30 protein-coding genes, 3 tRNA genes and 14 pseudogenes are annotated in these 23,567 nt (G+C 72.9%); 16 read left to right on the plus strand and 31 right to left on the minus strand.

Annotated elements, in window-relative coordinates:
* Positions 1-48 precede the first annotated feature (48 nt).
* The 9 genes and pseudogenes from rplA to G5V59_RS18005 all read right to left on the minus strand — a co-directional run bounded on the left by rplA (position 49) and on the right by G5V59_RS18005 (position 3,975).
* Positions 49-764 (minus strand): annotated as a pseudogene (rplA, locus tag G5V59_RS17975) (50S ribosomal protein L1).
* A gap of 31 nt (positions 765-795) precedes the next feature.
* On the minus strand, positions 796-945 hold the full coding sequence (locus tag G5V59_RS37000; protein WP_341350970.1) for a hypothetical protein: 150 nt from the start codon (positions 943-945) through the stop codon (positions 796-798).
* 18 nt (positions 946-963) lie between these two features.
* A pseudogene (locus tag G5V59_RS37005) lies at positions 964-1,032 on the minus strand (50S ribosomal protein L11); the annotation flags it as partial.
* An 88-nt stretch (positions 1,033-1,120) separates the two neighbouring features.
* A pseudogene (locus tag G5V59_RS37010) lies at positions 1,121-1,336 on the minus strand (hypothetical protein); the annotation flags it as partial.
* A gap of 51 nt (positions 1,337-1,387) precedes the next feature.
* A pseudogene (locus G5V59_RS17985) lies at positions 1,388-2,262 on the minus strand (transcription termination/antitermination protein NusG).
* Positions 2,263-2,273: 11 nt separating this feature from the next.
* Positions 2,274-2,435, minus strand: coding sequence for a preprotein translocase subunit SecE (locus G5V59_RS17990; RefSeq protein WP_278257390.1), 162 nt, complete (start codon positions 2,433-2,435; stop codon positions 2,274-2,276).
* Positions 2,432-2,590: a hypothetical protein gene (locus tag G5V59_RS17995; RefSeq protein ID WP_278257391.1), complete on the minus strand. Its 159-nt coding sequence runs from the start codon at positions 2,588-2,590 to the stop codon at positions 2,432-2,434. The genes G5V59_RS17990 and G5V59_RS17995 overlap by 4 nt, the downstream gene beginning before the upstream one ends.
* Positions 2,591-2,616: 26 nt before the next feature.
* Positions 2,617-2,689: transfer RNA gene (locus tag G5V59_RS18000), tRNA-OTHER, on the minus strand.
* Positions 2,690-2,976: 287 nt separating this feature from the next.
* On the minus strand, positions 2,977-3,975 hold the full coding sequence (locus G5V59_RS18005; RefSeq protein WP_278257392.1) for a sigma-70 family RNA polymerase sigma factor: 999 nt from the start codon (positions 3,973-3,975) through the stop codon (positions 2,977-2,979).
* Between the two features lie 63 nt (positions 3,976-4,038).
* Here G5V59_RS18005 and G5V59_RS18010 point away from each other — a divergent pair.
* From G5V59_RS18010 to G5V59_RS18020, 3 genes and pseudogenes are all read left to right on the plus strand, one after another.
* Positions 4,039-4,575 (plus strand): annotated as a pseudogene (locus G5V59_RS18010) (adenosine deaminase); the annotation flags it as partial.
* 100 nt (positions 4,576-4,675) lie between these two features.
* Positions 4,676-5,176: a hypothetical protein gene (locus tag G5V59_RS18015; protein ID WP_278259914.1), complete on the plus strand. Its 501-nt coding sequence runs from the start codon at positions 4,676-4,678 to the stop codon at positions 5,174-5,176.
* Between the two features lie 59 nt (positions 5,177-5,235).
* Positions 5,236-5,571, plus strand: a complete 336-nt coding sequence (locus G5V59_RS18020; protein WP_278257393.1) for a DUF4190 domain-containing protein — start codon at positions 5,236-5,238, stop codon at positions 5,569-5,571.
* Here the strand turns inward: G5V59_RS18020 and G5V59_RS37015 are convergent.
* The 4 genes and pseudogenes from G5V59_RS37015 to G5V59_RS18040 all read right to left on the minus strand — a co-directional run bounded on the left by G5V59_RS37015 (position 5,568) and on the right by G5V59_RS18040 (position 7,254).
* A complete protein-coding gene (locus tag G5V59_RS37015) occupies positions 5,568-5,924 on the minus strand; it encodes a hypothetical protein (protein WP_341350971.1) in 357 nt (118 codons plus the stop codon). The two genes, G5V59_RS18020 and G5V59_RS37015, sit on opposite strands and share 4 nt — an antisense overlap.
* Before the next feature lie 151 nt (positions 5,925-6,075).
* Positions 6,076-6,795: pseudogene (locus G5V59_RS37020) on the minus strand (FAD-binding protein); the annotation flags it as partial.
* Positions 6,783-6,947 (minus strand): annotated as a pseudogene (locus G5V59_RS18035) (MaoC/PaaZ C-terminal domain-containing protein); the annotation flags it as partial. The pseudogenes G5V59_RS18035 and G5V59_RS37020, both read right to left, overlap by 13 nt.
* A 118-nt stretch (positions 6,948-7,065) precedes the next feature.
* Positions 7,066-7,254, minus strand: a complete 189-nt coding sequence (locus G5V59_RS18040; protein ID WP_278257395.1) for a MaoC family dehydratase N-terminal domain-containing protein — start codon at positions 7,252-7,254, stop codon at positions 7,066-7,068.
* Here G5V59_RS18040 and G5V59_RS18045 point away from each other — a divergent pair.
* Entirely contained in the window at positions 7,247-7,405 is a 159-nt protein-coding gene (locus G5V59_RS18045; protein ID WP_278257396.1) for a hypothetical protein, read from the plus strand. The genes G5V59_RS18040 and G5V59_RS18045 overlap by 8 nt on opposite strands.
* A gap of 105 nt (positions 7,406-7,510) precedes the next feature.
* On the opposite strand, the pseudogene rpmG reads toward G5V59_RS18045, so the two are convergent.
* The 10 genes and pseudogenes from rpmG to G5V59_RS18095 all read right to left on the minus strand — a co-directional run bounded on the left by rpmG (position 7,511) and on the right by G5V59_RS18095 (position 11,521).
* Positions 7,511-7,682 (minus strand): annotated as a pseudogene (rpmG, locus tag G5V59_RS18050) (50S ribosomal protein L33).
* A gap of 58 nt (positions 7,683-7,740) precedes the next feature.
* Positions 7,741-7,815: transfer RNA gene (locus G5V59_RS18055), tRNA-Met, on the minus strand.
* A 65-nt stretch (positions 7,816-7,880) separates the two neighbouring features.
* Positions 7,881-7,953, minus strand: a tRNA-Thr gene (locus tag G5V59_RS18060).
* Positions 7,916-8,212, minus strand: coding sequence for an amidase family protein (locus tag G5V59_RS18065; protein WP_341351246.1), 297 nt, complete (start codon positions 8,210-8,212; stop codon positions 7,916-7,918). Before G5V59_RS18065 ends, G5V59_RS18060 begins: the two co-directional genes overlap by 38 nt.
* A gap of 520 nt (positions 8,213-8,732) precedes the next feature.
* A pseudogene (locus tag G5V59_RS18070) lies at positions 8,733-9,005 on the minus strand (amidase family protein); the annotation flags it as partial.
* A gap of 107 nt (positions 9,006-9,112) precedes the next feature.
* Positions 9,113-9,421, minus strand: a pseudogene (locus tag G5V59_RS37025) (amidase family protein); the annotation flags it as partial.
* A 59-nt stretch (positions 9,422-9,480) separates the two neighbouring features.
* Entirely contained in the window at positions 9,481-9,954 is a 474-nt protein-coding gene (locus G5V59_RS18080) for an LrgB family protein (protein ID WP_278257397.1), read from the minus strand.
* Between the two features lie 229 nt (positions 9,955-10,183).
* On the minus strand, positions 10,184-10,579 hold the full coding sequence (locus G5V59_RS18085; protein WP_278257398.1) for a CidA/LrgA family protein: 396 nt from the start codon (positions 10,577-10,579) through the stop codon (positions 10,184-10,186).
* The gene (locus G5V59_RS18090; RefSeq protein WP_278257399.1) at positions 10,576-11,181 is read right to left on the minus strand and encodes a pirin-like C-terminal cupin domain-containing protein; all 606 of its coding nucleotides are present in this window, start codon (positions 11,179-11,181) and stop codon (positions 10,576-10,578) included. Before G5V59_RS18090 ends, G5V59_RS18085 begins: the two co-directional genes overlap by 4 nt.
* Entirely contained in the window at positions 11,141-11,521 is a 381-nt protein-coding gene (locus tag G5V59_RS18095) for a pirin family protein (RefSeq protein ID WP_278257400.1), read from the minus strand. The genes G5V59_RS18090 and G5V59_RS18095 overlap by 41 nt, the downstream gene beginning before the upstream one ends.
* A gap of 109 nt (positions 11,522-11,630) precedes the next feature.
* On the opposite strand from G5V59_RS18095, the gene G5V59_RS18100 reads away from it, so the two are divergent.
* Positions 11,631-12,104 (plus strand): hypothetical protein, encoded by a 474-nt coding sequence (locus tag G5V59_RS18100; protein WP_278257401.1) that lies wholly within the window; start codon positions 11,631-11,633, stop codon positions 12,102-12,104.
* A complete protein-coding gene (locus G5V59_RS18105; RefSeq protein WP_278257402.1) occupies positions 12,101-12,766 on the plus strand; it encodes a glycosyltransferase in 666 nt (221 codons plus the stop codon). The genes G5V59_RS18100 and G5V59_RS18105 overlap by 4 nt, the downstream gene beginning before the upstream one ends.
* On the opposite strand, the gene mptB is transcribed toward G5V59_RS18105, so the two are convergent.
* Both mptB and G5V59_RS18115 read right to left on the minus strand, forming a co-directional pair.
* Complete coding sequence (gene mptB, locus G5V59_RS18110; RefSeq protein ID WP_278257403.1) at positions 12,756-14,192, minus strand: polyprenol phosphomannose-dependent alpha 1,6 mannosyltransferase MptB; 1,437 nt, start codon at positions 14,190-14,192, stop codon at positions 12,756-12,758. The two genes, G5V59_RS18105 and mptB, sit on opposite strands and share 11 nt — an antisense overlap.
* Entirely contained in the window at positions 14,107-14,334 is a 228-nt protein-coding gene (locus G5V59_RS18115) for a hypothetical protein (protein WP_278257404.1), read from the minus strand. The genes mptB and G5V59_RS18115 overlap by 86 nt, the downstream gene beginning before the upstream one ends.
* Before the next feature lie 67 nt (positions 14,335-14,401).
* On the opposite strand from G5V59_RS18115, the gene G5V59_RS18120 reads away from it, so the two are divergent.
* The 10 genes and pseudogenes from G5V59_RS18120 to G5V59_RS18165 all read left to right on the plus strand — a co-directional run bounded on the left by G5V59_RS18120 (position 14,402) and on the right by G5V59_RS18165 (position 20,964).
* Positions 14,402-14,755 (plus strand): hypothetical protein, encoded by a 354-nt coding sequence (locus G5V59_RS18120; protein ID WP_278257405.1) that lies wholly within the window; start codon positions 14,402-14,404, stop codon positions 14,753-14,755.
* Positions 14,756-14,897: 142 nt separating this feature from the next.
* Positions 14,898-15,641, plus strand: coding sequence for a hypothetical protein (locus G5V59_RS18125; protein WP_278257406.1), 744 nt, complete (start codon positions 14,898-14,900; stop codon positions 15,639-15,641).
* Positions 15,641-15,883, plus strand: a complete 243-nt coding sequence (locus G5V59_RS18130) for an AMP-binding protein (protein ID WP_278257407.1) — start codon at positions 15,641-15,643, stop codon at positions 15,881-15,883. Before G5V59_RS18125 ends, G5V59_RS18130 begins: the two co-directional genes overlap by 1 nt.
* 114 nt (positions 15,884-15,997) lie before the next feature.
* Positions 15,998-17,464 (plus strand): phosphopantetheine-binding protein, encoded by a 1,467-nt coding sequence (locus tag G5V59_RS18135; RefSeq protein ID WP_278257408.1) that lies wholly within the window; start codon positions 15,998-16,000, stop codon positions 17,462-17,464.
* Complete coding sequence (locus tag G5V59_RS18140; protein ID WP_278257409.1) at positions 17,461-18,402, plus strand: extracellular solute-binding protein; 942 nt, start codon at positions 17,461-17,463, stop codon at positions 18,400-18,402. The genes G5V59_RS18135 and G5V59_RS18140 overlap by 4 nt, the downstream gene beginning before the upstream one ends.
* 13 nt (positions 18,403-18,415) lie before the next feature.
* Positions 18,416-18,778 (plus strand): hypothetical protein, encoded by a 363-nt coding sequence (locus tag G5V59_RS18145; RefSeq protein ID WP_278257410.1) that lies wholly within the window; start codon positions 18,416-18,418, stop codon positions 18,776-18,778.
* Positions 18,778-19,326, plus strand: coding sequence for an ABC transporter permease subunit (locus G5V59_RS18150; protein WP_278259916.1), 549 nt, complete (start codon positions 18,778-18,780; stop codon positions 19,324-19,326). The genes G5V59_RS18145 and G5V59_RS18150 overlap by 1 nt, the downstream gene beginning before the upstream one ends.
* 20 nt (positions 19,327-19,346) lie before the next feature.
* Positions 19,347-19,766 carry a hypothetical protein gene (locus G5V59_RS18155; protein WP_278257411.1) on the plus strand — a complete coding sequence of 140 codons (420 nt, stop codon included), beginning with the start codon at positions 19,347-19,349 and terminating at the stop codon, positions 19,764-19,766.
* 169 nt (positions 19,767-19,935) lie between these two features.
* Positions 19,936-20,274: pseudogene (locus G5V59_RS18160) on the plus strand (ATP-binding cassette domain-containing protein); the annotation flags it as partial.
* 579 nt (positions 20,275-20,853) lie between these two features.
* Complete coding sequence (locus tag G5V59_RS18165) at positions 20,854-20,964, plus strand: hypothetical protein (protein WP_341351247.1); 111 nt, start codon at positions 20,854-20,856, stop codon at positions 20,962-20,964.
* Positions 20,965-21,617: 653 nt separating this feature from the next.
* On the opposite strand, the gene G5V59_RS18175 is transcribed toward G5V59_RS18165, so the two are convergent.
* The 6 genes and pseudogenes from G5V59_RS18175 to G5V59_RS18200 all read right to left on the minus strand — a co-directional run bounded on the left by G5V59_RS18175 (position 21,618) and on the right by G5V59_RS18200 (position 23,480).
* Entirely contained in the window at positions 21,618-22,442 is an 825-nt protein-coding gene (locus G5V59_RS18175) for a M4 family metallopeptidase (RefSeq protein WP_278257414.1), read from the minus strand.
* Between the two features lie 88 nt (positions 22,443-22,530).
* Positions 22,531-22,590 (minus strand): annotated as a pseudogene (locus tag G5V59_RS18180) (hypothetical protein); the annotation flags it as partial.
* A 79-nt stretch (positions 22,591-22,669) separates the two neighbouring features.
* Positions 22,670-22,759: pseudogene (locus G5V59_RS18185) on the minus strand (hypothetical protein); the annotation flags it as partial.
* Positions 22,760-22,828: 69 nt separating this feature from the next.
* Entirely contained in the window at positions 22,829-23,140 is a 312-nt protein-coding gene (locus tag G5V59_RS18190; protein WP_278257415.1) for a hypothetical protein, read from the minus strand.
* A 54-nt stretch (positions 23,141-23,194) separates the two neighbouring features.
* Positions 23,195-23,272, minus strand: a pseudogene (locus G5V59_RS18195) (hypothetical protein); the annotation flags it as partial.
* Complete coding sequence (locus G5V59_RS18200; RefSeq protein ID WP_278257416.1) at positions 23,235-23,480, minus strand: hypothetical protein; 246 nt, start codon at positions 23,478-23,480, stop codon at positions 23,235-23,237. The pseudogene G5V59_RS18195 and the gene G5V59_RS18200, both read right to left, overlap by 38 nt.
* Positions 23,481-23,567 lie beyond the last annotated feature (87 nt).

A 23,567-nucleotide genomic window follows, 5' to 3' on the forward strand; every position in this document is an offset into this window, starting at 1 on the left:
CCGCCGTTCCCCGGAGGGAGCGGCGGGCGTCGTACGACGGTGGGAGGCTCAGGCCTCGTCCTCGACCGCGACGTTCTTGACGCGGTTGGGGTCGACCTGGATGCCGGGGCCCATCGTGGTGGAGAAGGTGATCTTCTTCAGGTACCGGCCCTTGGGTCTGGACGGCTTGAGCCGCAGCACCTCGTCGAGGGCGGCGGCGTAGTTCTCCGCGAGTCTGCTGCTCGGAGAAGGATGCCTTGCCGATGATGAAGTGCAGGTTGGCGTGGCGGTCGACGCGGAACTCGATCTTGCCGCCCTTGATGTCGGAGACGGCCTTGGCCGGGTCCGGGGTGACGGTGCCGACCTTGGGGTTCGGCATGAGGCCGCGCGGGCCGAGGACGCGGCCGAGACGACCGACCTTGCCCATCAGGTCCGGGGTGGCGACCACGGCGTCGAAGTCGATCCAGCCGCCGGCGACCTTGTCGATCGACTCGTCGCCACCGACGTGGTCGGCGCCGGCCTCACGGGCGGCCTCGGCCTTGTCGCCGTTGGCGAAGACGAGGACGCGGGCGGTCTTGCCCGTGCCGTGCGGCAGGTTGACCGTGCCACGGACCATCTGGTCCGCCTTGCGCGGGTCGACGCCGAGGCGCATGACCACGTCGACGGTCTCGTCGAACTTCTTCTTGCTGGTGTTCTTCGCGATCTTGATCGCGGGGAGCGGCGCGTGGAGTCTCGTTCTTGTCGAACGTCTCGGCAGCCGCGCGGTAGGTCTTGCTGCGCTGCATGGTGGTTCCTTAACTCGAAGAGGAGGTGTGGTCAGCGGGCCAGCGCGGCCCTTCCACGGTGGATCAGGCGCCCTCGACGGTGACGCCCATGGAGCGGGCGGTACCGGCGACGATCTTCATCGCGGCGTCGATGTCGTTGGCGTTGAGGTCGGGGAGCCTTCGTCGTGGCGATCTCGCGCACCTGGTCGGTCGTCGCCTTGCCGACCTTCTCCTTGTGCGGGACGCCCGAGCCCTTCTTGAGGCCGGCGGCCTTCTTGATCAGCCTCAGCGGCCGGCGGCGTCTTCGTGATGAAGTCGAAGGACCGGTCCTCGTAGATGGTGATCTCGACGGGGATCACGTTGCCGCGCATGGACTCGGTCTGCGCGTTGTACGCCTTGCAGAAGTCCATGATGTTGACGCCGTGCGGACCGAGCGCGGTACCGACCGGCGGCGCCGGGGTGGCCGAGCCGGCCTGCAGCCTGCACCTTGACGAGTGCGGCGATCTTCTTCTTGGGAGGCATTCCTCAATCTCTTTCTTCTCGTGGTCATGACGAGGCGTACGACGTACGTCTCTGCCACCTGCGTCCCCCACCGGAGCGGGGCAACCCAGACATTCTTCCGCGCGCGGGCGCGGACGCGAAATTCAGACCCGCTGGATCTGGCTGAACGAGAGACTCGACCGGGGTCTCCCGGCCGAAGATCTCCACGAGCGCCTTGACCCGCTGGGCCTCGGCGTTGATCTCGGTGATCGTGGCGTGCAGCGTCGCGAAGGCGCCGTCGACGATGAGCACCGAGTCGCTGACGTCGAAGTCGGCGACCTCGACCGGCTTCTTGGCCGGGGTCGAGGCGGCACCGCCCCCACCACCGGCGGCCGCGGCAGCCTCGGCCTCGGCAGCAGCCGCGGTGACGACGGCCGGGGCCAGCATCTTCTCGACCTCGTCCATGCTCAGCGGCACCGGCTGGTGGCTGTGGCCGACGAAGCCGGTGACCGACGGGGTGTGCCGCACCGCGGCCCAGGACTCGTCGGTGAGGTCGAGGCGGACCAGCACGTAGCCGGGGAGAACGGTGCGCTTGACCATCTTGCGCTGGCCGTTCTTGATCTCGGCGACCTCCTCGGTGGGGACCACGATCTCGTGGATGTAGTCCTCCATGTTGAGGGAGTGGATCCGGTTCTCGAGGTTCTGCTTCACCCGGTTCTCCATGCCGGAGTAGGTGTGCACGACGTACCAGTCACCGGGCTTGGCCCACAGGCTCGCGGCGGAACGCCTCGAGCGGGTCCTCGTCCTCGGCCGGGGTCTCGTCCTCGGCGTCGTCCTCGGTCTCGGCCGCAGCCTCGTCCTCGGTGGCCGCGATCTCGTCGGCGCCCTCGACGTCGACGGTCTCGTCGACCTCCACCGTCTCGTCGGTCGCGTCCGCCTCGGCGGTCGCCTCGACGGCGTCCTCCTCGGCCGACTCCACGGCCTCGACCTGGTCGGCCGCCTCGTCGATCTCGGGGGCCGAGTCGTACTGCTCCGACACGTGCTGCTCCATCAGTTGTCCGAATGTTTCACCGACCCGCCGGAAGGCGGGATCAGATGTCGTCGGCGCCGGTGAAGACCTGGAAGGCGAGCTTTGCCCAGCCCGAGGTCCAGCAGGGACACCAGGGCGATCATCACCAGCACGAACGCGAGGACGACGAAGAAGTAGGTCACCAGCCTGGTCGCGGGTGGGGTAGACCACCTTGCGCAGGCTCGGCGACCACCTGGCGGTAGAAGGTCACCGGACCGGTGCGCTTCTCGGGCTGCTTGCCACCCGAGGAGTCCTTGCGGCCTCCGCGGACTGCCGGGGCATCCGACACGGTGCTCACCCTTCCTTCTTCGTGGTCATCTCTTGCAGGGCACGAGGGACTTGAACCCCCAACCCTCGGCTTTGGAGGCCGATGCTCTGCCAATTGGTTTAGTGCCCTTCGGAGCCTCCGCCTGACGAGCAGGCCCGACGTCATCAGGGCGTGACTCATCATGTGGAAGATCCACCAGAGGGTGACTCTACCCACCCCACCCACACGGGTCCAAAGCCGGACCGGCGCAGGTTCCTCGGGGGCGTCAGCAGACGGAGTCCTCCCACGCCACGGTGATCGAGGAGTAGTCGTCGCCCGCGTCGCCCTGGATCAGCAGCGGAACGTCCGCGTCCACCGCCGCTGCGGGCAGACGGAAGCTCACGCCGCCGCTGGGTGGTGTCTCGACACCGATCAGGTCACAGGTGAGCGGGGCCGACGCGGCGGGCTCGCCGGGTGTCACGGTGTCCTTCTGCCCGGGAGCAGCGTCCTCGGCGCGGATCTCGAGGGAGGAACGGCCGGGGTCGCTTCCGACCTCCGCCTCGACCCCGTGCTCGGCCAAGGCGCGGACCAGGCCCGCGGCGTCGTCGAGACGCGTGAGCGTGACGACGATGTCGCCGTTCGCCTCCTGCGTCACCGCGAACGACGGGTCGGGCCGCAGCACGATCGCGCCGACCCCGATCGAGGCCGCGGCGAGCACGCCCGCACCGGCGGCGGCAAGCCGGCGCCGGCGGGGTGCGGGGGCGGCGCCGCGGCGAGCCACGTGGCTGCGCAGGCTCTGCCAGCAGGGACTGCTCGAAGTGGTCGAGCGGACGGGTGGTGCTCATGGGGAAACCTCCGGGACGAGGGCTGCGGTCGCGGTCGACGGCAGCAAGTGGGACTGGACCAGGCGCCGGCTGCGGTGCAGCCGGACCCGCGCGGTGGCCGGCTTCACCCCCAGCACGGCTGCGGCGTCGGTGACCGACATCCCCTCCACGGCGACCAGGCTCCATGAGTGCGCGGTCGCGCGGTCGCAGGACCGCCAGGGCGTCGTACAGGCGCCGGGTCTCGCGCTCGGCGTCGATCCGCTCCTCGATCCGGCCCAGGCTGTCGGTCTCGAGCAGGCGCCGGCCGGCGATCTTGCGGACCGCGGTGCGCTGGCGGCCCTGGCGGCGGAACTCCGCGGCCACGACGTTGCGCGCCACCCCGGTCAACCAGGCCGCGGGATTGCCGCGGTCGGCCCGGTAGCCTGCCGCCGCCTCGACGGCGGCGAGGAAGACGTCGGCCGTGAGGTCGGCGGCCAGGTACGGGTCGGCGACCCGGCGGGCCACGAAGCGCTGGACGGTGTCGAGGTGCTCCCGGTAGAACGCCTCGAAGGCATCCGGGTCGCCGCCGATGCGGTGGACGTCCCCCGGATCGGCCTGCTGGTGGTCAGTCATGTCCCCTCTTGGACGCCGGGCCGCTCGACGTTACATTCGGCGCCCCTACGATGGCTACCGTGCGTGACCTGTCTGCTCTGCCGAAGGCGCACCTGCACCTGCACTTCACCGGGTCGATGCGCCACACCACCCTCCTCGAGTCTCGCCGAGCGGGACGGCATCGCACTGCCCGACGCCCTCGCCGAGGACTGGCCGCCGCAGCTGACGGCCGCCGACGAGAAGGGCTGGTTCCGCTTCCAGCGCCTCTACGACGTGGCGCGCTCGGTGCTGCGCACCGAGGACGACGTGCGCCGGCTGGTCCGCGAGGCGGCCGAGGACGACGTCCGTGACGGCGGCCGGTGGCTGGAGATCCAGGTCGACCCCAGCGGCTACGGCGGTCGCTTCGGCGGGATCACCGCCTTCACCGACCTCGTCCTGGACGCGGTGCGCGAGGCATCGGCGCTGACTGGGCTCGGGATGGCGGTGGTGATCGCCGCGAACCGCACCCGGCACCCGCTGGACGCCCGCACGCTGGCCCGCCTCGCCGCGCAGTACGTCGACCGCGGGGTCGTCGGCTTCGGGCTCTCCAACGACGAGCGTCGCGGGCGCACCGAGGACTTCGCCGGCGCCTTCGCGATCGCCGAGCGGGCCGGGCTGCTGCTCGCCCCGCACGGCGGCGAGCCTGCGCGGGCCCGAGCACATCCGCACCTGCCTGGACTCCCTGCACGCGGGCCGGCTCGGGCACGGCGTACGGGCGGCGGAGGACCCGGACCTGCTGCGCCGCATCGTCGACGCGGGCGTCGCGCTGGAGGTCTGCCCCGTCTCGAACGTCGCGCTCGGGGTCTACTCCGACCTGACCTCGGTGCCGCTGCCGACCCTGCTCGACGCGGGCGCGACGGTCGCCCTGGGCGCCGACGACCCGCTGCTGTTCGGCTCCCGGCTCGCGGGCCAGTACGCCACCATGCGGGCCGCGCACGAGCTTCTGCGACGACCAGACTCGCCGAGTCGGCGCGGATGTCGCTGCGGGCCAGCCGGGCGCCGCAGGACCTGCGCGAGCGGGCGCTGGGCGACATCGATGCCTGGCTCGCCGCTCCCGCCGACCCCGCAGCCGGCTGAGTTTCGGGGCGGACGCGGGGTGGCACGCTGTGCCCATGAGCGACCAGCCGCCCCTCACCCCGCCGTCGGGGGGCGGGCCGACCCAGCCGGCGTACCCCGCCTATGACGCGCCGGCCTGGGGCGACACGCGTCCGGAGCCGACGATCACCCCGGCCCCCCTGCCCTATGGCGTGCCGTCGCAGTACCTCGGCAGCCTACGGCACCCCCACGCACCCGCTCGCCGTCACCTCGCTGGTGCTCGGCATCATCGGCCTGGTCTCGCTCTTCCTGGTGCCCTTCCTCATCGTCACGATCGTCGGCGCGGTGTGCTCGCCGATCGCGATCTGGCTGGGCATCTGGGCCCGGCGCCAGATCCGCGCCGACCCGCGCCGCTACACCGGCGACGGGGTCGCCCTCGGCGGGCTGATCACCGGCATCGTCGGCACGGTGCTGGCGGTGATCGCGGTGGTCCTGGTCGTGGCGTTCATCGCGCTGATCGCCGCCGCCTTCAACGGGATCTAGAGACGGGCCCCGACGAGCACCGGCTCGTTGACGAGGGTGATCCCGAACCGCTCACGCACCCCGGCGCGCACCTCGCGGGCCAGGTCCAGCAAACCAGCAGTGCTCGCGCCGCCGCGGTTGGTCAGCGCGAGGGTGTGCTTGGTCGACAGCGAGACCCGGGCGCCCGGCCGGTCCAGCCCGAAGCCCTTGCCGAAGCCGGCGTGCTCGATCAGCCACGCGGCGCTGGTCTTGACCCGCCCGTCCGGCTGGGCGTACGACGGCGCCCCGTCCGGCACCTGCCCCGCCTCCACGAAGGGGTTGGTGAAGAAGGAGCCCGCGCTCCAGGTGTCGTGGTCCGCCGCGTCGAGCACCATGCCCTTGCCGCGGCGCAGGCCGAGCACCGCCGCACGGACCTCGGCCAGCGGGGCGCGCTCTCCGATCTCGACGTCCAGGGTGCGCGCCAGGCTCGGCGTAGGCGACCGGGGCGGAGAGGTCGCCGGGGTGGAAGTCCAAGGTCACCTCGAGCACGAGGTGGCGGCCGGGGTCGGCCTTGAACCGCGAGTGCCGGTAGCCGAAGGCGCACTCGGCGGCAGAGAAGGTGCGCTCACCGCGGAGCACGCGGTCCCACACCCGGACCCGGGCGATGGTCTGGGCGACCTCCCGGCCGTAGGCGCCGACGTTCTGCACCGGGGTGGCGCCGGTGGTGCCGGGGATGCCGGAGAGCGCCTCGACGCCGGTCCAGCCCTCGCCGACCGCGCGGGCGACCAGGTCGTCCCACGGCTCCCCCGCGGCGACCGTCACCGACACGACCCCGCAGCCGTCGTCGGCGACCTGCACGCCGCCGCCGGTCAGGTGCACGACGGTCCCGGCGAAGCCCTCGTCGGCGACGACGAGGTTGCTGCCGCCGCCCACCAGCAGCACCGGCTCTCCCGCGGCATCGGCCTCGGACACGGCCGCCACCAGGGCGTCAGCGTCGGGGGCGGCGACGTACCGGGCGGCGGGGCCGCCGAGGCGCAGCGTGGTGAGCTCCGCCAGCGACGGGTCAGGCACGGACGATCGCCTTGGGCGCGCCGAGCACCTTCGTGCCGTCGACGGTGATCTGCAGCGCGAGCGCCAGCAGTCCGTCGTCGGTGCGCTCGCCCACGGTGCCGGCGACGGTGACCCGCGCCGCCCCCCGGGCGGGTACGACGACCGGGGCCACGAACTTCGCGCCCAGGCTCCACGACCTCGGCGTCGCCGGTCCACTCCGCGACCGCACGGCCGACCAGCGCGAGGGTGTACATCCCGTGCGCGATCACGCCCGGCAGGCCGACCGCGAGCGCGATCTCCTCGTCCTGGTGGATCGGGTTGTGGTCCCCGCTCGCGGCGGCGTAGGCGACGAGGTCGGCGCGGGTGATGTCATAGGCTGCGTGGGGCGAGCTCGGCGCCGGGGACGAGCGCGCTCATGCTGCACCTCCGCGGTGGACCAGGGTGGCGGTCGCGGTGCACACCACCGCGCCGCCGGCGTCGGTGATCTCACTGGACGTGCTGACGATGTCGTTGCCGCCGATCGAGCGGACGCCGGTGACGGTGAGCGTGGCGCTCAGGCTCGTCCCCGACCACCACCGGGCGGGCGTAGCGGAAGCGCTGGTCGCCGTGCACGATCCGGGAAAGCTCGACCTGCTCGGCGGCCAGGAAGTCCTGCAGTGCGGCGAAGGTGACCACGATCGGGAAGGTCGGCGGGACCGGCCCGTCCGGCGGCCCGCCGACGGCGCTGGCGAAGGCCGCGACGGCCTCCGCGGTGACGGCGCGCGGCGGGGTCGGGGGAAGGCGCGGCCGACCAGGTCGGCGTCGATCGGCATGCCGACGACCCTAGTCCGGGCGTTCGGCTACTCGCGAGTCGGAGCGGGTCTCGAGAACGACGACGACCCGCCACCCTGAGGGGAGGCGGGTCGTTCGGAGCGCTCGGAGAGCGCTGGGATCAGCGGGTCTCGCGGTGCGCGGTGTGCTTGCGGCAACGCGGGCAGAACTTCGACAAGCTCGATGCGGTCGGGGTCGTTGCGCCGGTTCTTCTTCGTGATGTAGTTGCGCTCCTTGCAGTCCACGCAGGCAAGCGTGATCTTGGGGCGAACGTCAGAGCTCTTGCTGGCCACGGGAAGTCCTTCTGGATGCGTCTTCGGGGGTACTGCTGTGCTGCTTCGTCATCTGGCGTAGCGGGGGCGGGACTCGAACCCGCGACACCACGATTATGAGCCGTGTGCTCTAACCACCTGAGTTTACCCCGCCAGGGGGTCAGGGCACTCGCGTCCCCGACCGCCTTCGCGGCCGGTTCGGCGAACCCTTGCTCCCAGAGCCCCTTTACGGAATCGAACCGTAGACCTTCTCCTTACCATGGAGACGCTCTGCCGACTGGTCTAAAGGGGCAACGCCGCAGAACGATACACGCGCCCTGGGGGGTGCGAAATTCGCGGCCGGTTTTCGTTCGATCAGCCCTGGATCCGGGCGAACGGCGCCGCCTCCTCGAGTCTCGTAGGCGAGACTCGATCAGCAGCGCCTCGTGCCCCGGAGCGGCCCCGAACATCATCCCCTGGGGCAGCCCGCTGGCGGTCGTGGCAAGGGGCAGCGAGATGGCCGGGGCGCCGGTGATGTTCTGCCAGGGCGTGAACGCGACCCAGTCCTGCAGCCTTGTCGATCACCACGTCGTAGGACTGGGTGGGGTCGAGGTGGCCGACCCGCGGCGTGGCGGTGGCGAGCGTCGGGGTGAGCGCGACGTCGTACTTCTCGTAGTGCAGGCTCGGCCTGGGCGTTGGCCCGCTTGAGCCGGGCGATGGCGCCGGGCAGGCGGTGCAGGTTGCGGCGGGCGTGCCGGGCCAGCCCGAGGGTGAGGTTGTCGTGCTGGGCCTTGACCCAGGCTCCGCCCGTGGGCGGGCCGGCCGGTGGTGAGCAGCACCAGCGAGAGCATCGACCAGTAGAGCAGGAAGTCGTCGGCGAAGCCCGGCCCGACCGGTACGTCGGACTCGGTCACCGTGTGCCCCAGGCTCTCCAGCAGCGCCGCGGTCTGCTCGGTGAGCGCGGTGGTCTCGGGGTCCGCGCCGCGGCCGACGCCGGTGGTGTTGAGCGCGATCCGCAGCCGGCGCTTGATCGGCCGGGTGAGGTCGCCGATCGGCGGCAGGCTCCAGCGCCCGGTGGATCCGCTCGGCCTCGCGGTAGAACGCCGCGGTGTCGCGCACCGAGCGGGTGAGCACGCCGTCGGAGACGATCCGGATCGGCATGTCGCGGAACTGCTTGTCCTGCGCCAGGCGGCCGCGGGTGGGCTTGAGCCCGACCAGGCCGTTGACCGAGGCGGGGATGCGGATGGAGCCGCCTCCGTCGTTCGCGTGGGCGATCGGGACGGCGCCCGCGGCGACCAGCGCGCCGGAGCCGGAGCCTGGAGGCCCCGGCGGTGTGCTCGGTGTTCCACGGCGTGCGCACCGCACCCAGCCGCGGGTGCTCGGCCGAGGCGCTGAAGCCGTACTCGGAGAGCCTGGCTCTTGCCGAGCGGGATCACCCCGGTGGCGAGGTACATCGCGGCGAAGTCGCCGTCCCGCTTGGCCGGGCGCGGCTCCCAGGCGTCGGTGCCTGCCATGGTCGGCATGCCCGCGACGTCGACGTTGTCCTTGACCAGCGTCGGTACGCCGGCGAAGAAGCCCTCGCCCGGCGTCCGCGCCTCCAGACGGGCCCGCTGGAAGGCCCGGTAGGCCATCGGGTTGAGGGCGTCGGAGACCTGCTCGACGCGGGCGATCGCGGCGTCGACCACCTCCTGCGCCGAGACCTTGCCGGCACCGAGGTGCTCGGCCAGGCCCACCGCGTCGAGGTCACCCAGGGCATCGTCGGAGAAGGCATGCACGCGCATGGAGGGAACCTAGCCGCTCCGGCGGGGCGCGCACCTCCGACCCAGGTCGGAGATCGGGCTCAGAACAGGACCAGCGCGAGCACCGGCACCAGCAGGCTGATCGCGAGCGCGGACAGGCCCATCGCGAGCCCGGCGAAGGCGCCCTCGGTCTCGTCCTCGCGCAGCATCCGGGACGCGCCGACACCGTGCGAGACGGCCCCGATGGCGAGCCCGCGGGCCCTCCGGTCGCGGATCCGCAGCAGGTTCAGCGTCGCCGGCCCGACGATGGCGCTGAAGATGCCGATCAGGATCGCGAAGACCGCTGCCAGCGGCGGGATCCCGCCCAGCGACTGGGTGATCGCGATCGCCACCGGCGTGGTCGCGGCCTTCGTCGCCAGCGTCTTCTCCAGCGCGGTGTCGGCGCCGAGCGCCCGGGCGAGCAGGACCGCCGAGGTGATCGAGACGGCGGCGCCGACCAGCACCGCCACCAGCATCGGTACGACGAAGCCCTTGAGCCGGTCCGCCTGCCGGTGCAGCGGCACGGCGAGCGCCACCGTCGCGGGCCCGAGCCAGAAGGCGACCAGACTCGGTCGCGGAGCGGTAGTCGGCGTAGTCCACGTCGAGCACGGTGATGGCGGTGCCGGCCACCACGACGGCGACCAGCACCGGCTGGGCGAGCGGGTGGCCGCCGGAGCGCTGCTGGATCCAGCGGCCGAGTCTGGTAGCCCAGCAGGGTCACCGCCAGCAGCCCCAGCGGCGAGCAGAGGACGTCGAGCGCGTCGTTCACGCGGTCTCCCCCAGGTCCCCCAGGTCCCCCAGGTCGTCGCGCGGGCGCCCGAGCAGCCGCTCCAGCCCCTCGGCGGTCCACGCGACCACGACGAGCCCGAGGAACCAGGAGCCGAGCATCGCCACCGCGATCGGGAGCGCGTCGCGCCCGAGCACGGAGAGGTAGACCACGACGCCGACCCCGGCCGGGACGAAGAACAAGCTGGAGGTGGCGCAGCAGCGCGGCTCCGGCGCGCACGACCGGGCCGTCGTCGCCGTAGCGGCGCAGGCGGAGGAAGACGAACAGCAAGAGCATCCCGAGCACCGGCCCGGGCACCGGCAGGTCGGCGACCCGCACGACGAGTCTCGCCCAGCAGCCTGGAAGCCGATCAGCCAGGTGAGGCCGGTGATCACCGGCGCTCTCGCAGCCGGGCGTTGGGCAGGCCGGGCGCGGGGATCGGCCGCAGCGGCTGGTCCGGCACGACGCCGAAGCGGCCCGGCGCCACGAGCCGGCTGTCGTCCAGCACCTCGCCGGTCGCCGGGTCGGTGATCTGCTCCTGCCACGCCGCGCGGTAGGCGACGACCTCCTCGTGGGTGCGGCCCACGAAGTTCCACCACATCACGATCGACTCGCCGAACGGCGGGCCGCCGAGCACGAGCAGCCGGGCGCCCTCCTCGCCGGCGACCAGGGTGATCTCCTGCGCGCCGGTCGGGACGTAGGCGAGGTCGGCGGAGTGGGCGTCGAGGTCGCCGACGGTGACCGAGCCGAGGTCGACGAGCACGCCGTGCTCGAAGGCCTCCTCGACGGGGAGCGCCAGCGTCGTACCGGGGTCCAGGACGGTCTCGGCCCCCAGCAGCGGGGTGAACGTGGTGACCGGGGAGCGGTCGCCGAGCAGCGAGCCGAGGAAGACGTGCGCGCGCCACCCCTCGCCGGCGACCTCCTGCGGCGCGTAGTGCTCGAAGCCGGGCGCGGTGTCACGCGCCGCCTCGGGCAGCGCCACCCAGAGCCTGGGCACCGTGCAGCACGGTGGTCTCCGGGGTGGAGACCTCGGAGTGGCTGATGCCGTGCCCGGCGGTCATCAGGTTGACCTCCCGCGGGCGGACCATCGCCACGTTCCCGGCGCTGTCGCGGTGCTCGATCTCGCCGGTGAACAGCCACGAGACCGTCTGCAGGCCGGTGTGCGGATGCGGCGCGACCTCCATGCCGCCGCTCTCGCTCACCCGGTCCGGGCCGTAGTGGTCGAGGAAGCACCAGGCACCGATCAGCGAGCGCTGCCGCTGCGGGAGCGTGCGTCGTACGGGCATCGCACGGGGGCCGCCCAGCGGCACCTCGCGCGGCGTCATCAGCCTCCACACCGGAGGCCTGGCGGCTCTCGCACAGCACCTCGTCCGGGTCCGTCTCCGGGTTGCTCATGTCCTCATCCTTTCGCGCCCGTCAACCGTGCGGTGGGCATCAGTTCATCCGTTGTCGTCATGGTGTCCCCGTGCGGATCGCCCAATTGGCCAACTTCGTCGGATCGACCTCGGGAGGCATGCGGACCGCGATCGAGCACCTCGGCCGGGGGTACGCCGACGCGGGGGCCGAGCGACTCCTGGTGATCCCCGGACCGGTCGACGCCGTCACCTCCACCGACCTCGGCGACGTCGTGCAGGTGCGCGCGCCCCGCGTCGGCGGAGGCTACCGGCTGATCGTCGAGCCCTGGCGGGTGACCGACGTGCTGGAGCGCTGGGCGCCGACGAGCGTGGAGTGGAGCGACAAGCCGACCCTGCTGCCGGTCGCCTGGTGGGCGCGGCGCAACGGCGTGCGCTCGGTGCTGCTCTCGCACGAGCGGATGGGCGACATGTTCGCGATGCGCTCGGGCCTCGACACCACCTCGAAGGTCTCCATCGGCCTGCTCAACCGGCTGCTGGTGCGCAGCCTTCGACACCGTCGTGGTGACTTCCCGCTACGCCGAGGAGGAGTTCCGCACGGTCGCCGCCAACGCCGGCTGCCCGGTCGAGCGGGTGCCGCTGGGCGTCGACCTGGAGACCTTCCGGCCGGTCCCGCGGGCGCCCCGGGGCCGCGAGCCTGCGGCTGGTCCACGCCGGACGGCTCTCGCGGGAGAAGTCCCCGCACCTCGCCGTCGCCACGGCGGTCGAGCCTGCACCGGCGCGGCGTACCGGTGCGGATGGACGTCTACGGCGACGGCCCGCACCGCGACGAGCCTGGAGGAGATCGCCGCCGGTGCCCCCGTCACCTTCCACGGGTACGTCGACGGCCGCGAGGTCCTGCGCGACCGGCTCGCCGCCGCGGACGTCTCGCTGTCGGTCTGCCCCGGCGAGACCTTCGGCCTGGCCGTGCTCGAGGCGCTGGCCTGCGGCACGCCGGTCGTCACCGCCGACCGCGGCGGCGCCCGGGAGCTCGTCGACGCGGCCAGCGGCGAGTGGGCCACGCCCGACGCGAGCGCGCTCGCCGACGCCGTGCTCCGGCTGGCCGCCCGGCCCGAGGAGGACGTGCGGCGCGGCGCGCGTCAGCGAGCCGAGCGCTTCGGCTGGGACCGCACCGTCGCGCGGATGCTGGCCCTGCACGCCGGCGAGCGGGTGGGCGTCCTCACGGCCTGACCGGCTGCTCCACCGTCTGGTCCACCGTCTGGTCCACCGTCTGCTCCACCGGCTCGGCGGCGACGGCCGGCGCCGGAGCCAGCGGCGCCACGACCCGGGCGAGCGACTCGCGGGCGCCGCGGGTCAGCAGCAGCACCGGCATGAGCAGCGCGACGGTCATCGAGCCGAGCACGATCGCGTAGTAGGCGCCGTGCAGCGAGGAGTCCAGCGGCGCCACTAGCCCGAGCAGCATCGAGACGCCCACCAGTGCGCCCATCGCCTGCGGACGCAGCCGCTGGGTGGCCAGGAAGGGCGGGAGCATCAGGAAGTACCACAGGTGCACGACCGGCGAGAGCAGCACGAAGGCCGCGCCCGCGGTCGCGACGCCGGCCAGGGCCCGGCTCCGGTCGCCCGTGCGCCAGCCCAGGGCGACCCACGCGCCGATGGACAGGGCGGCGAGCAGGCCGACGGCGCGGACCAGGTCGCGGAAGAACGCCGGGTCGGTGCCGATGCCGAGGTGGAGGGCGAGGAAGTCGACGACGCCGCCGACCAGGGTGGTCGCGGAGAGCGGGGTGTTGACCTCGCCGGGCACGGTCAGGGCGTGCAGCCACCCGTTGCCCAGCCCGGTCGCGATGCCGAGCCCGAGCAGGGTGCCGACCGCGACCGTGCCGACGGCCACCAGCCGTCGCAGGCGCGGCAGCAGGGCGGCCCCGACGGGCAGCGAGACCAGGGCGATGCCGACGCAGACCAGCCCACCGGGGACCTTCACCCCAGCGGCGAAGCCCGCCAGGATCGCGCCCCACACCCAGCCGCGCTCGGCCGCGACGACCAGCGCCGCGGCCATCAGCCCGACCATGAGCAGGTCGTTGTGCAGGCCGGCCACGCCGTTGGCGACCATCAGTGGGGAGACCAGCACGACCGCCGAGGCGACCGCCGGGTTGGCCCCGGTCCAGGACGCCAGGCGCGGCACGGCCCACGCCAGCAGGGCCAGCCCGACCAGGGCCAGCAGGCGGTGGGCGATGACGAGGAGCCACGGGTTGCCCGTCGTACCGGCCGCCAGGGCGCCGAAGAACACCGGCACCGGCCCGTACGGCGTCGCCGTGTCCCACCACAGGGGGTCGACCGCCTGCACGATCGGCGGAGCGGTCAGCCAGGTCGGCAGCGGCAGGAAGTTGTCGGGCGCCAGCGCCCCCGGCCCCCAGTCGTAGGGCGAGAGGCCCACCCGGGCGAGCATCCCCTGGGCGGCGTAGGACCATCCGTCACGGGAGAACAGCGGCGGCGCCAGCACCAGCGGCGCGCACCACACGGCGGAGGCGAAGCGCACCAGGGCGACCCCCTCGGCACTGTCCGCAGTCTCCCGGTCACCGACCGCGACCGTGCGGCACAGCCGCAGCCACGCACTCGCCAGCAGCCCGAGGCCCGCCAGCACCAGCACCAGCCCGGCCATCCGGCCGAGTCTCGTGGCCGCGGATCGAGCCGAGCACCGCGATCCTCAGGACCGGGGTCGACTGCGGCAGCGTGGCCGTGACGAGGCCGCCGAGGAACACCAGCACCCCACCGACGAGCCCACGCGTGATCACGATGGGCACCGTAGGATCGCCCGGCGTCCTGGGGTTGAACGGACAGGCAACGCCGCACGTCACTAGGGTGGCGGCCATGGGCCTGCTCACCCCGCTCGCGATCAAGATCGGCTCCCAGTCGTGGATGCCGAAGCCTGCTCCCCCAGGTCACCTGGACCGACACGAACCTCCAGCGGCTCACCCGCGGCCGGCTCACCCTGCTCGACATCGCCGGGCTGCCGAACCTGATGCTCACCGTCGTCGGCCGCAAGAGCGGCATCCCGCGCGAGACCCCGCTGCTCTGCGTGCCGTGGCAGGGCGGCTGGCTGATCGCCGGCTCGCACTTCGGCGCGCCCAAGCCACCCGTGTGGACCTTCAACCTGCGCGCCGCGGAGACCGTGGGGGTCCGCTACGACGGGCGGACCCGGACCTGCACCTGGCGCGAGCCTGACCGGCGCGGAGAAGGACAAGGCCTGGGCGCACATGGTCACGGTGTGGCCGAATTACCGGAAGTACACCGAGTGGACCGACCGGGTCATCCCGGTCTTCCTGCTGACGCCGGCCTAAGGACAGCCTTGCTTTAGTCTTCCCCCATGGGGGAAGGCACAGCCAGCGCACAGGTCGCGGCGGGACTCGCCACCGACCTGTCCCGTCACGGCACCCTCCCCGCCCTGCACGCGGGTGATCGCACGGTCTCCTACGACGAGCCTGGACGGCCCGGTCGCCGCGGCCCGGGCCGCGCTCGGCCCGCGCCGGCTGGTGCACCTGAGGCCCGCACCGACCGTGGAGTTCGTGGTGTCCTGGCTGGCCGCGCTCACCGGCGCCCACGCCACGCTGCTCACCGCCGACGACGAGTCTCGCCGCCGCCTGCACGGCCGGTGAACCGGAGCCTGCACCCCGACCTGCGGCTGCTGCTCAGCACCTCCGGGTCGACCGGCTCGCCCAAGGCTGGTCCGGCTCTCCGCGGCCAACCTGGAGTCGAACGCCGTCGCCATCGCGTCGTACCTCGGGCTGACGGCGGGGGACGTCGCGCTCACCACCCTGCCGCTGGACTACTGCTACGGCCTCTCGGTGCTGCACAGCCACCTGGCGGTGGGCGCCTCGGTCGTGCTCGACGATCGCTCGGTCACCGACCCCGGCCTGTGGGCGGACGCCCGGGCCCGCGGGGTGACCTCCTTCGCGGGCGTGCCCTACACCTTCGACCTGCTCGGCGTCGCGGGCTGGCCCGGCCTGCCGAGCCTGCGCCAGGTGACCCAGGCCGGTGGCCGGATGGCGCCGGAGCGGGTCCGCACGCTGGCCGAGCAGGGCGCGCGCGAGGGCTGGGAGCCTGGTCGTGATGTACGGCCAGACGGAGGCGACCGCCCGGATGGCCTACCTGCCGCCGCACCTGGCCGCCCGGCACCCGGAGACGGTCGGGCACGCGATCCCCGGCGGGTCCTTCCGGCTGGAGCCCGTCGCGGGCGCCGCGCCCGGCGTCGGCGAGCTCGTCTACTCCGGGCCCAACGTGATGATGGGCTACGCCGAGTCGCCGGCCGACCTGCGCCGGGGCGCCGAGACTCGCCGAGCTCCGCACCGGTGACCTGGCCCGGATCACCGACGGCCTCGTCGAGATCGTCGGGCGGCGCGCCCGCTTCGCCAAGGCTCTTCGGCCAGCGCCTCGACCTCGACCGGGTGGAGACCCTCCTCGCCCTGGGTGGCCACGACGCCGCCTGCGCGCAGGCCGCGGACGCCGAGCAGACTCGTCGTCGCCGTCCCCGGTGCCCCCGACCCGGAGGCCCTGGCCGAGGTCGCGGCCGAGGTCGCCGCCGACACCGGGCTGCCGCCGCACGCGATCCGCGCGGCCGCCGTCGCGGAGCTCCCGCGCCTGGCCAACGGCAAGCCCGACCACGCGGCCCTCGCCCGGCTCCACCCGGAGCCCGCGCCCGAGCCGGTCTCCCTCGGCGACGCGCTCGCCCGGCACTACGCCCGGGTGCTGGGCCGGGAGGTCGGGCCGCAGGACTCCTTCGTGAGCCTCGGCGGCGACTCGCTGTCGTACGTCGAGCTGTCGCTGCTCCTCGAGCGCCGGCTCGGCGCGCTGCCTCCCGACTGGCAGCGACGCTCCGTCGCCGACCTCGCCCTGCTCGATCCCGCGCGCCGGCGCCGGTTCGCGCGGATCGACACCACGATCCCGCTGCGCGCCCTGGCGATCGTGATGATCGTCGGCTCCCACAGCAACCTGTGGACCCTCGTCGGCGGCGCGCACGTGCTGCTCGCCGTCACCGGCACGAACTTCGCCCGCTTCCACCTCACCGACGAGGACTCCCGCCAGCGCCTGCGGCGCGTCGGTCGTGCCGCCGCCCGGATCGCGGTGCCGTCGATCCTCTGGATCGGGCTGGTCAGCCTGGTCGCCGGGACCTATCCGCTGCGCACCGTGCTGCTGCTCAACGACCTGCTCGGCGGACGCGGTTGGTCCGAGCCGGCGTGGCACTTCTGGTTCGTCGAGGTGGTGCTGATGCTCGCGGTCGGCGCCGGCCTGCTCACCTCGGTGCCACGGGTCATGGCACTCGAGCGGCGGCACCGCTTCGGCCTCGCCGCCGGGCTCACCGCGCTCGCGCTCGTGCCGCGCTGGTGGGCCACCTGGTCGTCGTACGACGGCGACGTGATCCACTCCTCGCTGTTCGTCGGCTGGCTCTTCCTCGGCGGGTGGGCCGCCGCCGTCGCCCGCACCACGCCGCAACGCCTGCTCGCGGCCGGGCTCCTGCTGCTCGGCACCTGGGACCTCACCGGCGACCTCCAGCGCGACCTGACGATCGCCGGTGGCCTGCTGGTGCTCGTCGGCCTGCCGACGGTGCCCTGGCCGCGCGTGCTCGTCGGCATCACCGGGACCCTCGCCAGCGCCTCGCTTCTCATCTACCTCACGCACTGGCAGGTCTACCCGCACCTGGAGAACCGCTGGCCGCTCGGCGGACTGCTCGCCTCGCTCGCCGTCGGTGTCCTCGCCTGGCGGCTGGCCGAGCCTGCTCCTCGCCCGGGCCGCACGCCTGCGCCGCCCCCGCTCTCACTACGCTCCCGACCACCCCACCCGACAGGAAGCCCGATGAAGAAGCAGGCTCCTCCGCACCGGCCTGGGCCTCGCGGCCCTCACCCTGGTCGCCCCGCTCCTCGCGGCGTGCGGCGGTGACGACGAGCCGAAGCCTGGTCGTGTACAACGCCCAGCACGAGCCCCTGCTCAAGGAGTCGGCGCCGGAGTTCACCAAGGAGACCGGCATCGAGGTCGAGCCTGCGCAACGGCAAGGACCTCGAGTCTCTCCAACCAGATCGTCGCCGAGGGCAAGGCCTCGCCGGCCGACGTCTTCCTCACCGAGAACTCCCCGGCGATGTCGCAGGTCGAGGCCGCCGGGCTCTTCGAGAAGCCTGCCCGACGACCTGGTGGCCCCCATCCCGGCGCAGTACCGCCCCCGCAGCGGGATGTGGACCGGCTTCGTCGCCCGCTCGACGGTCCTCGTCTACAACACCGACCAGACCGACGCCGCCGCCATGCCGGCCTCGATCCTCGACCTCGCGAAGCCGGAGTGGAAGGGCAAGATCTCCTTCTCCCCCACCGGCGCGGACTTCCAGGCGATCGTCGCCGGCATCCTCGACCTCGAGGGCGAGGCGGCCACCAAGGCCTGGCTCGAGGGCATCAAGGCCAACGGCAAGGTGTACGACGGCAACAACCTCGTGCTGGAGGCGGTGAACTCCGGCGAGGTCGAGGTCGGCATCGTCTACCACTACTACTGGGAGCGCGACCACAAGGAGAACGGCGACGTCAGCGACCACTCCGCCCAGTACTACTTCGGCAACCAGGACCCGGGCGCCTTCGTCAGCGTCTCCGGCGCCGGGGTGCTGGCCTCCAGCGACATGAAGGACGAGGCGGAGAAGTTCGTGAAGTTCCTCGTCGACGAGAAGGGCCAGCAGATCCTCGCCGACAGCTATGCGCTGGAGTACCCGCTGAACCCGGCCGTGACGCTCGAGGGCGTGACCAAGCCGTTCAGCGCGCTGCAGCCGCCCGCCGTCAACGTCTCCGACCTCGACTCCAAGAAGGTCGTGGACCTCATGACCGAGGTCGGCTTCCTGTGAGTCCGCACCCGCGTTGAGGTCCCGCTCCGTCCCCCTCCTCCTCGTCGGCCTCGCCATCGCGGCGCTGGCCCTCGTGCCGCTGGGCTACGTCCTGTGGAGCACCGCCGACCTCGGCCCGGGCGAGGCACGCGACTTCCTGTGGCGTCCCCGGATCGGCGAGCCTGCTGTGGAACACCACCCGGCTGCTCGTCGTCGGCACGCTGACGAGCGTCGTGGTCGGTGTCGCCGGCGCGTGGGTGGTCGAGCGGACCGACGTACCGGGGCGGGGATGGTGGCACGGGCTGCTGTGCGCGCCGCTCGCCGTTCCGGCCTTCGTCAACGGCTTCGGCTGGGTCTCGACGACCCACGCCGTGCAGTCCCTTCCCCGGCGCGGTGATGGTCGTGACGCTGTCGTACTACCCGCTCGTCTACCTGCCGACGGTGGCCAGCCTGCGCCGCCTCGACCCGGCCGTCGAGGAGGTGGCGACCGCGCTCGGCAAGGGCGGGTGGCAGGTGTTCTGGAGGGTCACCCTGCCCGCGATCAGCCCGGCGGTGCTGGGCGGGGCGCTGCTCGTGGGCCTGCACCTCCTGGCGGAGTACGGAGCGCTGCAGCCTGCTCAACTACCCGACCCTGACGACCGCGATCCTCCAGCAGTACGCCACGGTCTTCAACGGCCCCGAGGCCACCCTGCTGGCGCTGGTGCTGGTCACCTTCTGCCTGCTCCTGCTCGGCATCGAGGCCCTGCTGCGCGGTCGCCGTCCACGGGCCCGCGTGGGCGCGGGCGCGAGCCGCGAGGTGGTCCGGATCCGGCTCGGGCGGCGCCGGCCGCTCGTGCTGCTCGGCCTCGCCGGGCTGGCCCTGTGGTCGCTGGCCGTCCCGCTCGGCAGCCTGGTGCGGTGGCTGGTCCGCGGCACCTCGACCGGGTTGGAGACCGCGGAGCCTGACCGGTGCGCTCGGGCACACCGTGGTCCTCGCGGTGCTCGGTGGGCTGGTGACGACCGCGGCCGCCGTACCGGTCGTGTGGCTGGCGGTGCGCCACCGCGGCTGGCTCACCACCACCATCGAGCGCAGCGTCTACACCGCGTCCGCGATGCCCGGCATCGTCATCGCGCTGGCGCTGGTCACGGTGTCGATCCGCGCGGTCCCCGACCTGTACCAGACCCTCGCCCTGCTCGTCGCGGGCTACCTGATCCTCTTCCTGCCGCGCGCGGTCGTCAGCGTCCGCGGCACCTTCGAGCTCGGTCCCGCCGGGCCTGGAGGACGTCGCGCGCAGCCTGGGCTGCAGCGGCCCGGAGGTCGCCCGCCGGGTGACCCTGCCGCTCGTCGTGCCGGGACTGGCGGCAGCCGCCGCGCTGGTCGCCCTCGCGGTCTCGACCGAGCCTGACCGCCACCCTGCTGCTCGCCCCGCTCGGCACGGAGACCCTCGCGACGAAGTTCTGGTCCGATGCCTCCGCGGTGGAGTACGGCGCCGCCGCGCCGTACGCGCTCGCCCTCGTCGTCCTGTCCGTCCCGTCCACCTGGCTGCTGGCCAGGGTGAGCCTCCGGAGCCGCTGATGACCGCACTCGAGATCCGCGGGCTCGCCGCCGGCTACGGCCGCACGAGCGTGCTCCAGGACATCGACCTCACCGTCGCCGCCGGAGTCACCGCGATCCTCGGCTCCTCCGGTTGCGGCAAGACCACCCTGCTGCGGGCGGTGGCCGGCTTCGTCGAGCCCATCGCCGGGTCGATCACCGTGGCCGGCACCGAGGTCGTCGGCGAGCGGCGCAGCGTGCCCGCCCGGCGGCGCGGGGTCGGCTACGTCCCGCAGGAGGGCGCGCTCTTCCCGCACCTCAGCGTCGCGCGCAACATCACCTTCGGGCTGCCTCGCGCCGAGCGCGGCACGGCCGCCGGGGTCGTGGAGGAGGCGCTGGCCCCTGGTCGAGCTCGACCCCGCCGTCGCCGCCCGCTTCCCGCACCAGGCTCTCCGGTGGCCAGCAGCAGCGGGTCGCCCTCGCCCGCGCGCTCGCGCCCCGGCCCCGCCTGGTGCTGCTCGACGAGCCGTTCTCCTCGCTCGACGCCGGCTTGCGCGAGGAGACGGGCCGGGCCGTCGTACGGGCGCTGCGGGCGGCGGACGCCGCGGCCGTCCTGGTCACCCACGACCAGGGTGAGGCGCTGTCCCTGGCCGACCAGGTGGCGGTGATGGCCGAGGGCCGGTTCCTCCAGGTCGCCGCACCCGCGACGGTCTACCTCGAGCCGGCCGACCCGCGCGTCGCCTCCTTCATCGGGCACGCCTCGCTCCTGCCCGGTCTCGTCGGCGCCGACGGCCGCGCCGAGTGCGCCCTGGGACCGGTCCCGGTCCGCGCCGGTACGCCGTCCGGCCCGGTGCGCCTCGCCGTCCGCTCCGAGCAGGTGCAGATCCGCGCCGAGGGCGCCGGCGGCGAGGTCCTCGACGTCAGCCTTCTTCGGCCACGACGCCACCATCCGGGTTCGCCTGGAGTCGGGCGAGCAGGTGGCCGCGCGGACCCCGGCCGACTCCGTTCCCGCTCCCGGGGACCGGGTGCGGCTCGGCGTGCTCGGCGAGGTCGTCGCCTTCCCCGCCTGACGGGTCCACGGGGGCAGGATGGCGCCATGACCGATGCAGGCACGGGATTCGTCGCGCTCTACCGGTGGCGGGTGGAGCCGGCCGCCGAGCAGGACTTCGTCACCGCGTGGACGCGGCTGACCGAGCCTGATCCGGGAGCACCGGGGCGGGCGTGGCTCACGGCTGCACCGCGGCGCGGACGGGCTGTTCTACGGCTACGCCCAGTGGCCCGACTGTGCCACCTGGGAGGCACCCTGGGAACCTCCGGCCGAGGCGCGGGCACCGCTGGACGTGATGGCCGCGGCGGTCGTGCAGCGCTTCGAGCCGATCCTCCTGGAGCCGGTGGGCGACCTGCTGCTCGCCGACTGACGAGCTCGGCGCACGGCCCTCGCTCGGGCGAGGGCCGTGCGCCGGGTCCGGGTCAGGCTCAGAAGCCTGGTCGCCACGTCGTCGATGACGAAGGCTCGTCTGCAGGGTCTGGTCCTCGACCGCCGAGAGCTCCAGCGTCACCGTCGTGCCCTTGTAGGCCGTCAGGTCGATCGTCTTCTGCACCCACGTCGCCTGCGGGGTGGAGGCGTTCGAGTACGACTGCTTCGTCGTCCCGTTGATCTTCACCGCCGCGGTGTCGTAGGCCGTGCTGCCGGTCTCCGCGGTGTCGATGCGGATCCAGTAGGTCAGCGTCGGCGAGGTCGCCGTCGCCGGCACTGCGAACGACTGCGACTCCTTCTCGGTCGCCGACTGTCCGTTGCCACCGAGCCACGAGCCTTCCACGACCCCGAGTGTGCGGGGCGACCAGTGTCGTTGTTGATCGGGCCCGACGTGCCCGTCCAGCCGGTCTGGCCGGACTCGAAGCCGCCGTTGGTCAGCGCGCCACCGGTCGGCGGGGGCGTGGTGGTGCCGTCGCACTTCTCGGTGCCCGCGGGGACCGCGATCGCGGTGAACGCGGCCTCGACGCCCTTGCACTCTGCCGACGAGGCGCCGTAGAGGTCCTTGGCCGCCTTGACCGCACCGTTGCGGGCATCGGGGTACCTGCTGTTGCTGGTCAGGTACGTCGACAGCGTGCGGTACCAGATCCTGAGCGCCTTGTCGCGACCGATGGCGGTGACCGCCGGGGCGCCGCCGCAGGTCGGGCTGTTGTAGCTCACCCCGTTGACGGTCTTGGCGCCGGAGCCCTCGGAGGCGAGGTAGAACCAGTGGTTCAGCGGGCCGGAGGAGTAGTGCGGGTCGATGCTGCCGGTCTGGGAGTTGTAGCAGTCCTGGCTGCTGCCGTCCTTGCTCGGCTTGTCCATGTAGCGCAGCGGCGTTCCGTTGCCGCGGATGTCGACCTTCTCCCCGACGAGGTAGTCGCCCGGGTCGGCGGCGTTGCTGGCGTAGAACTCCACCCCGGCCGCGAGGATGTCGGACGTCGCCTCGTTGAGACCGCCGGACTCCACGTAGATCCCGGCGTCCGGGTTGCCGTAGTCGAGGTTCGCGGTGTTCTCGGTGACGCCGTGGGTCATCTCGTGCGCGGCGACGTCCAGGCTCGGTGAGCGGCTTGGCGTTGTTGGCGCCGTCGCCGTAGTTCATCTGCGTGCCGTCCCAGTTCGCGTTGCTCCAGCCGTTGCCGACGTGGACGCGGCTGCGGGCGCCGGTGCCGTTGTTCCAGATGCCGCGGCGGCCGAGCCTGGGTGTTGTAGAAGTCGTAGGTCTTCTCGGCGCCGTACTGCGCGTCGACGGCCGCGGTCTGGCGGCTCGACGTGCTGCCGTTGCCCCAGACGTCGTCGGCGTCGGTGAAGAGCGTGCCGGTGCTGGTGCTGGTGTAGGGGGCGCCGTTCAGGTCGGTCGTGTAGTTCCCCGTGGCGTCCTTGAGCCTGGTACGTCGAGCCCGACTGGGTCGTGCCGACCGTCACCTGGCCGGAGTACTGGGAGTTGCCGGTGCCGCTCTTGATCTCCTCCTGCGAGCCCAGCAGGCTTGCCGGTGCGCGCGTCGATGTAGGAGTGCGCGCGGCTCGGCGACTGGTCGGCGAGCACGCCCTCGGTCACCACGTCGTAGGCCAGGCGCGGGCCGGTGGCCGCCTGGAAGATGACGAGTCTCACCGCCACTGGCCTTCTCCTGCTTCGCCGGGGAGGCGGCGAGGCCGGCCTTCTGGGCCGCCGCCTTGGTGACCTGCGGGGTCGTCGAGGCCGGCTTCACGGCCTTGCGGACGTTCCAGGTCACCTGCTCGACCGTGCCCTGGGCGTCCTTGTGCGAGATCAGGTCGCCGCCGATGACGCGCAGGCCGTCGTAGGTGCGCTCGTAGCGGACGTGGGTGTCACCGTTGGCGTCCTCGATGACGGACTTGACGATCAGCCTTCTCTCCGCCGGACAGCCGCAGGTCGGTGGCCGTCTGGGCAGCCTTGGACTGCTCGGACGCCTTCAGCGCCGGGGACTCCGGGGCGACGGGGGTCGGCTTGGCGGCGGCGACGGTAGGGGTGGCCGTCGACATCGCCGGGGCGACCGCCATCGCGGCCAGCAGCAGGCTGCCGCCCACGGCGAGCCTCATGGGGGATCGGTACACGCAAAGCTCCTTCTCCGAGACCGGCGTGGTTGCCGGTGACGGCAGCCTCGTCGGCGGCCCGAGGAGCCGCCAATCCCAATCGCTCAT

It is taken from the genome of Nocardioides convexus, from assembly GCF_011090295.1.

What these genes read in the sequence shown, in the direction of transcription:
- G5V59_RS18020 (WP_278257393.1), top strand. Translation starts at nt 5,236, where the DNA reads ATGGCGTGCCGTCGCAGTACCTCGGCAGCCTACGGCACCCCCACGCAC.
- G5V59_RS18150 (WP_278259916.1), top strand. Translation starts at nt 18,778, where the DNA reads ATGGTCGTGACGCTGTCGTACTACCCGCTCGTCTACCTGCCGACGGTG.
- G5V59_RS18120 (WP_278257405.1), top strand. Translation starts at nt 14,402, where the DNA reads ATGGGCCTGCTCACCCCGCTCGCGATCAAGATCGGCTCCCAGTCGTGG.
- G5V59_RS18005 (WP_278257392.1), bottom strand. Translation starts at nt 3,975, where the DNA reads ATGACTGACCACCAGCAGGCCGATCCGGGGGACGTCCACCGCATCGGC.
- mptB (WP_278257403.1), bottom strand. Translation starts at nt 14,192, where the DNA reads ATGGCCGGGCTGGTGCTGGTGCTGGCGGGCCTCGGGCTGCTGGCGAGT.
- G5V59_RS18125 (WP_278257406.1), top strand. Translation starts at nt 14,898, where the DNA reads ATGGGGGAAGGCACAGCCAGCGCACAGGTCGCGGCGGGACTCGCCACC.
- G5V59_RS18130 (WP_278257407.1), top strand. Translation starts at nt 15,641, where the DNA reads ATGTACGGCCAGACGGAGGCGACCGCCCGGATGGCCTACCTGCCGCCG.
- G5V59_RS37015 (WP_341350971.1), bottom strand. Translation starts at nt 5,924, where the DNA reads ATGGTGCTCGACGCGGCGGACCACGACACCTGGAGCGCGGGCTCCTTC.
- G5V59_RS18175 (WP_278257414.1), bottom strand. Translation starts at nt 22,442, where the DNA reads ATGACCCACGGCGTCACCGAGAACACCGCGAACCTCGACTACGGCAAC.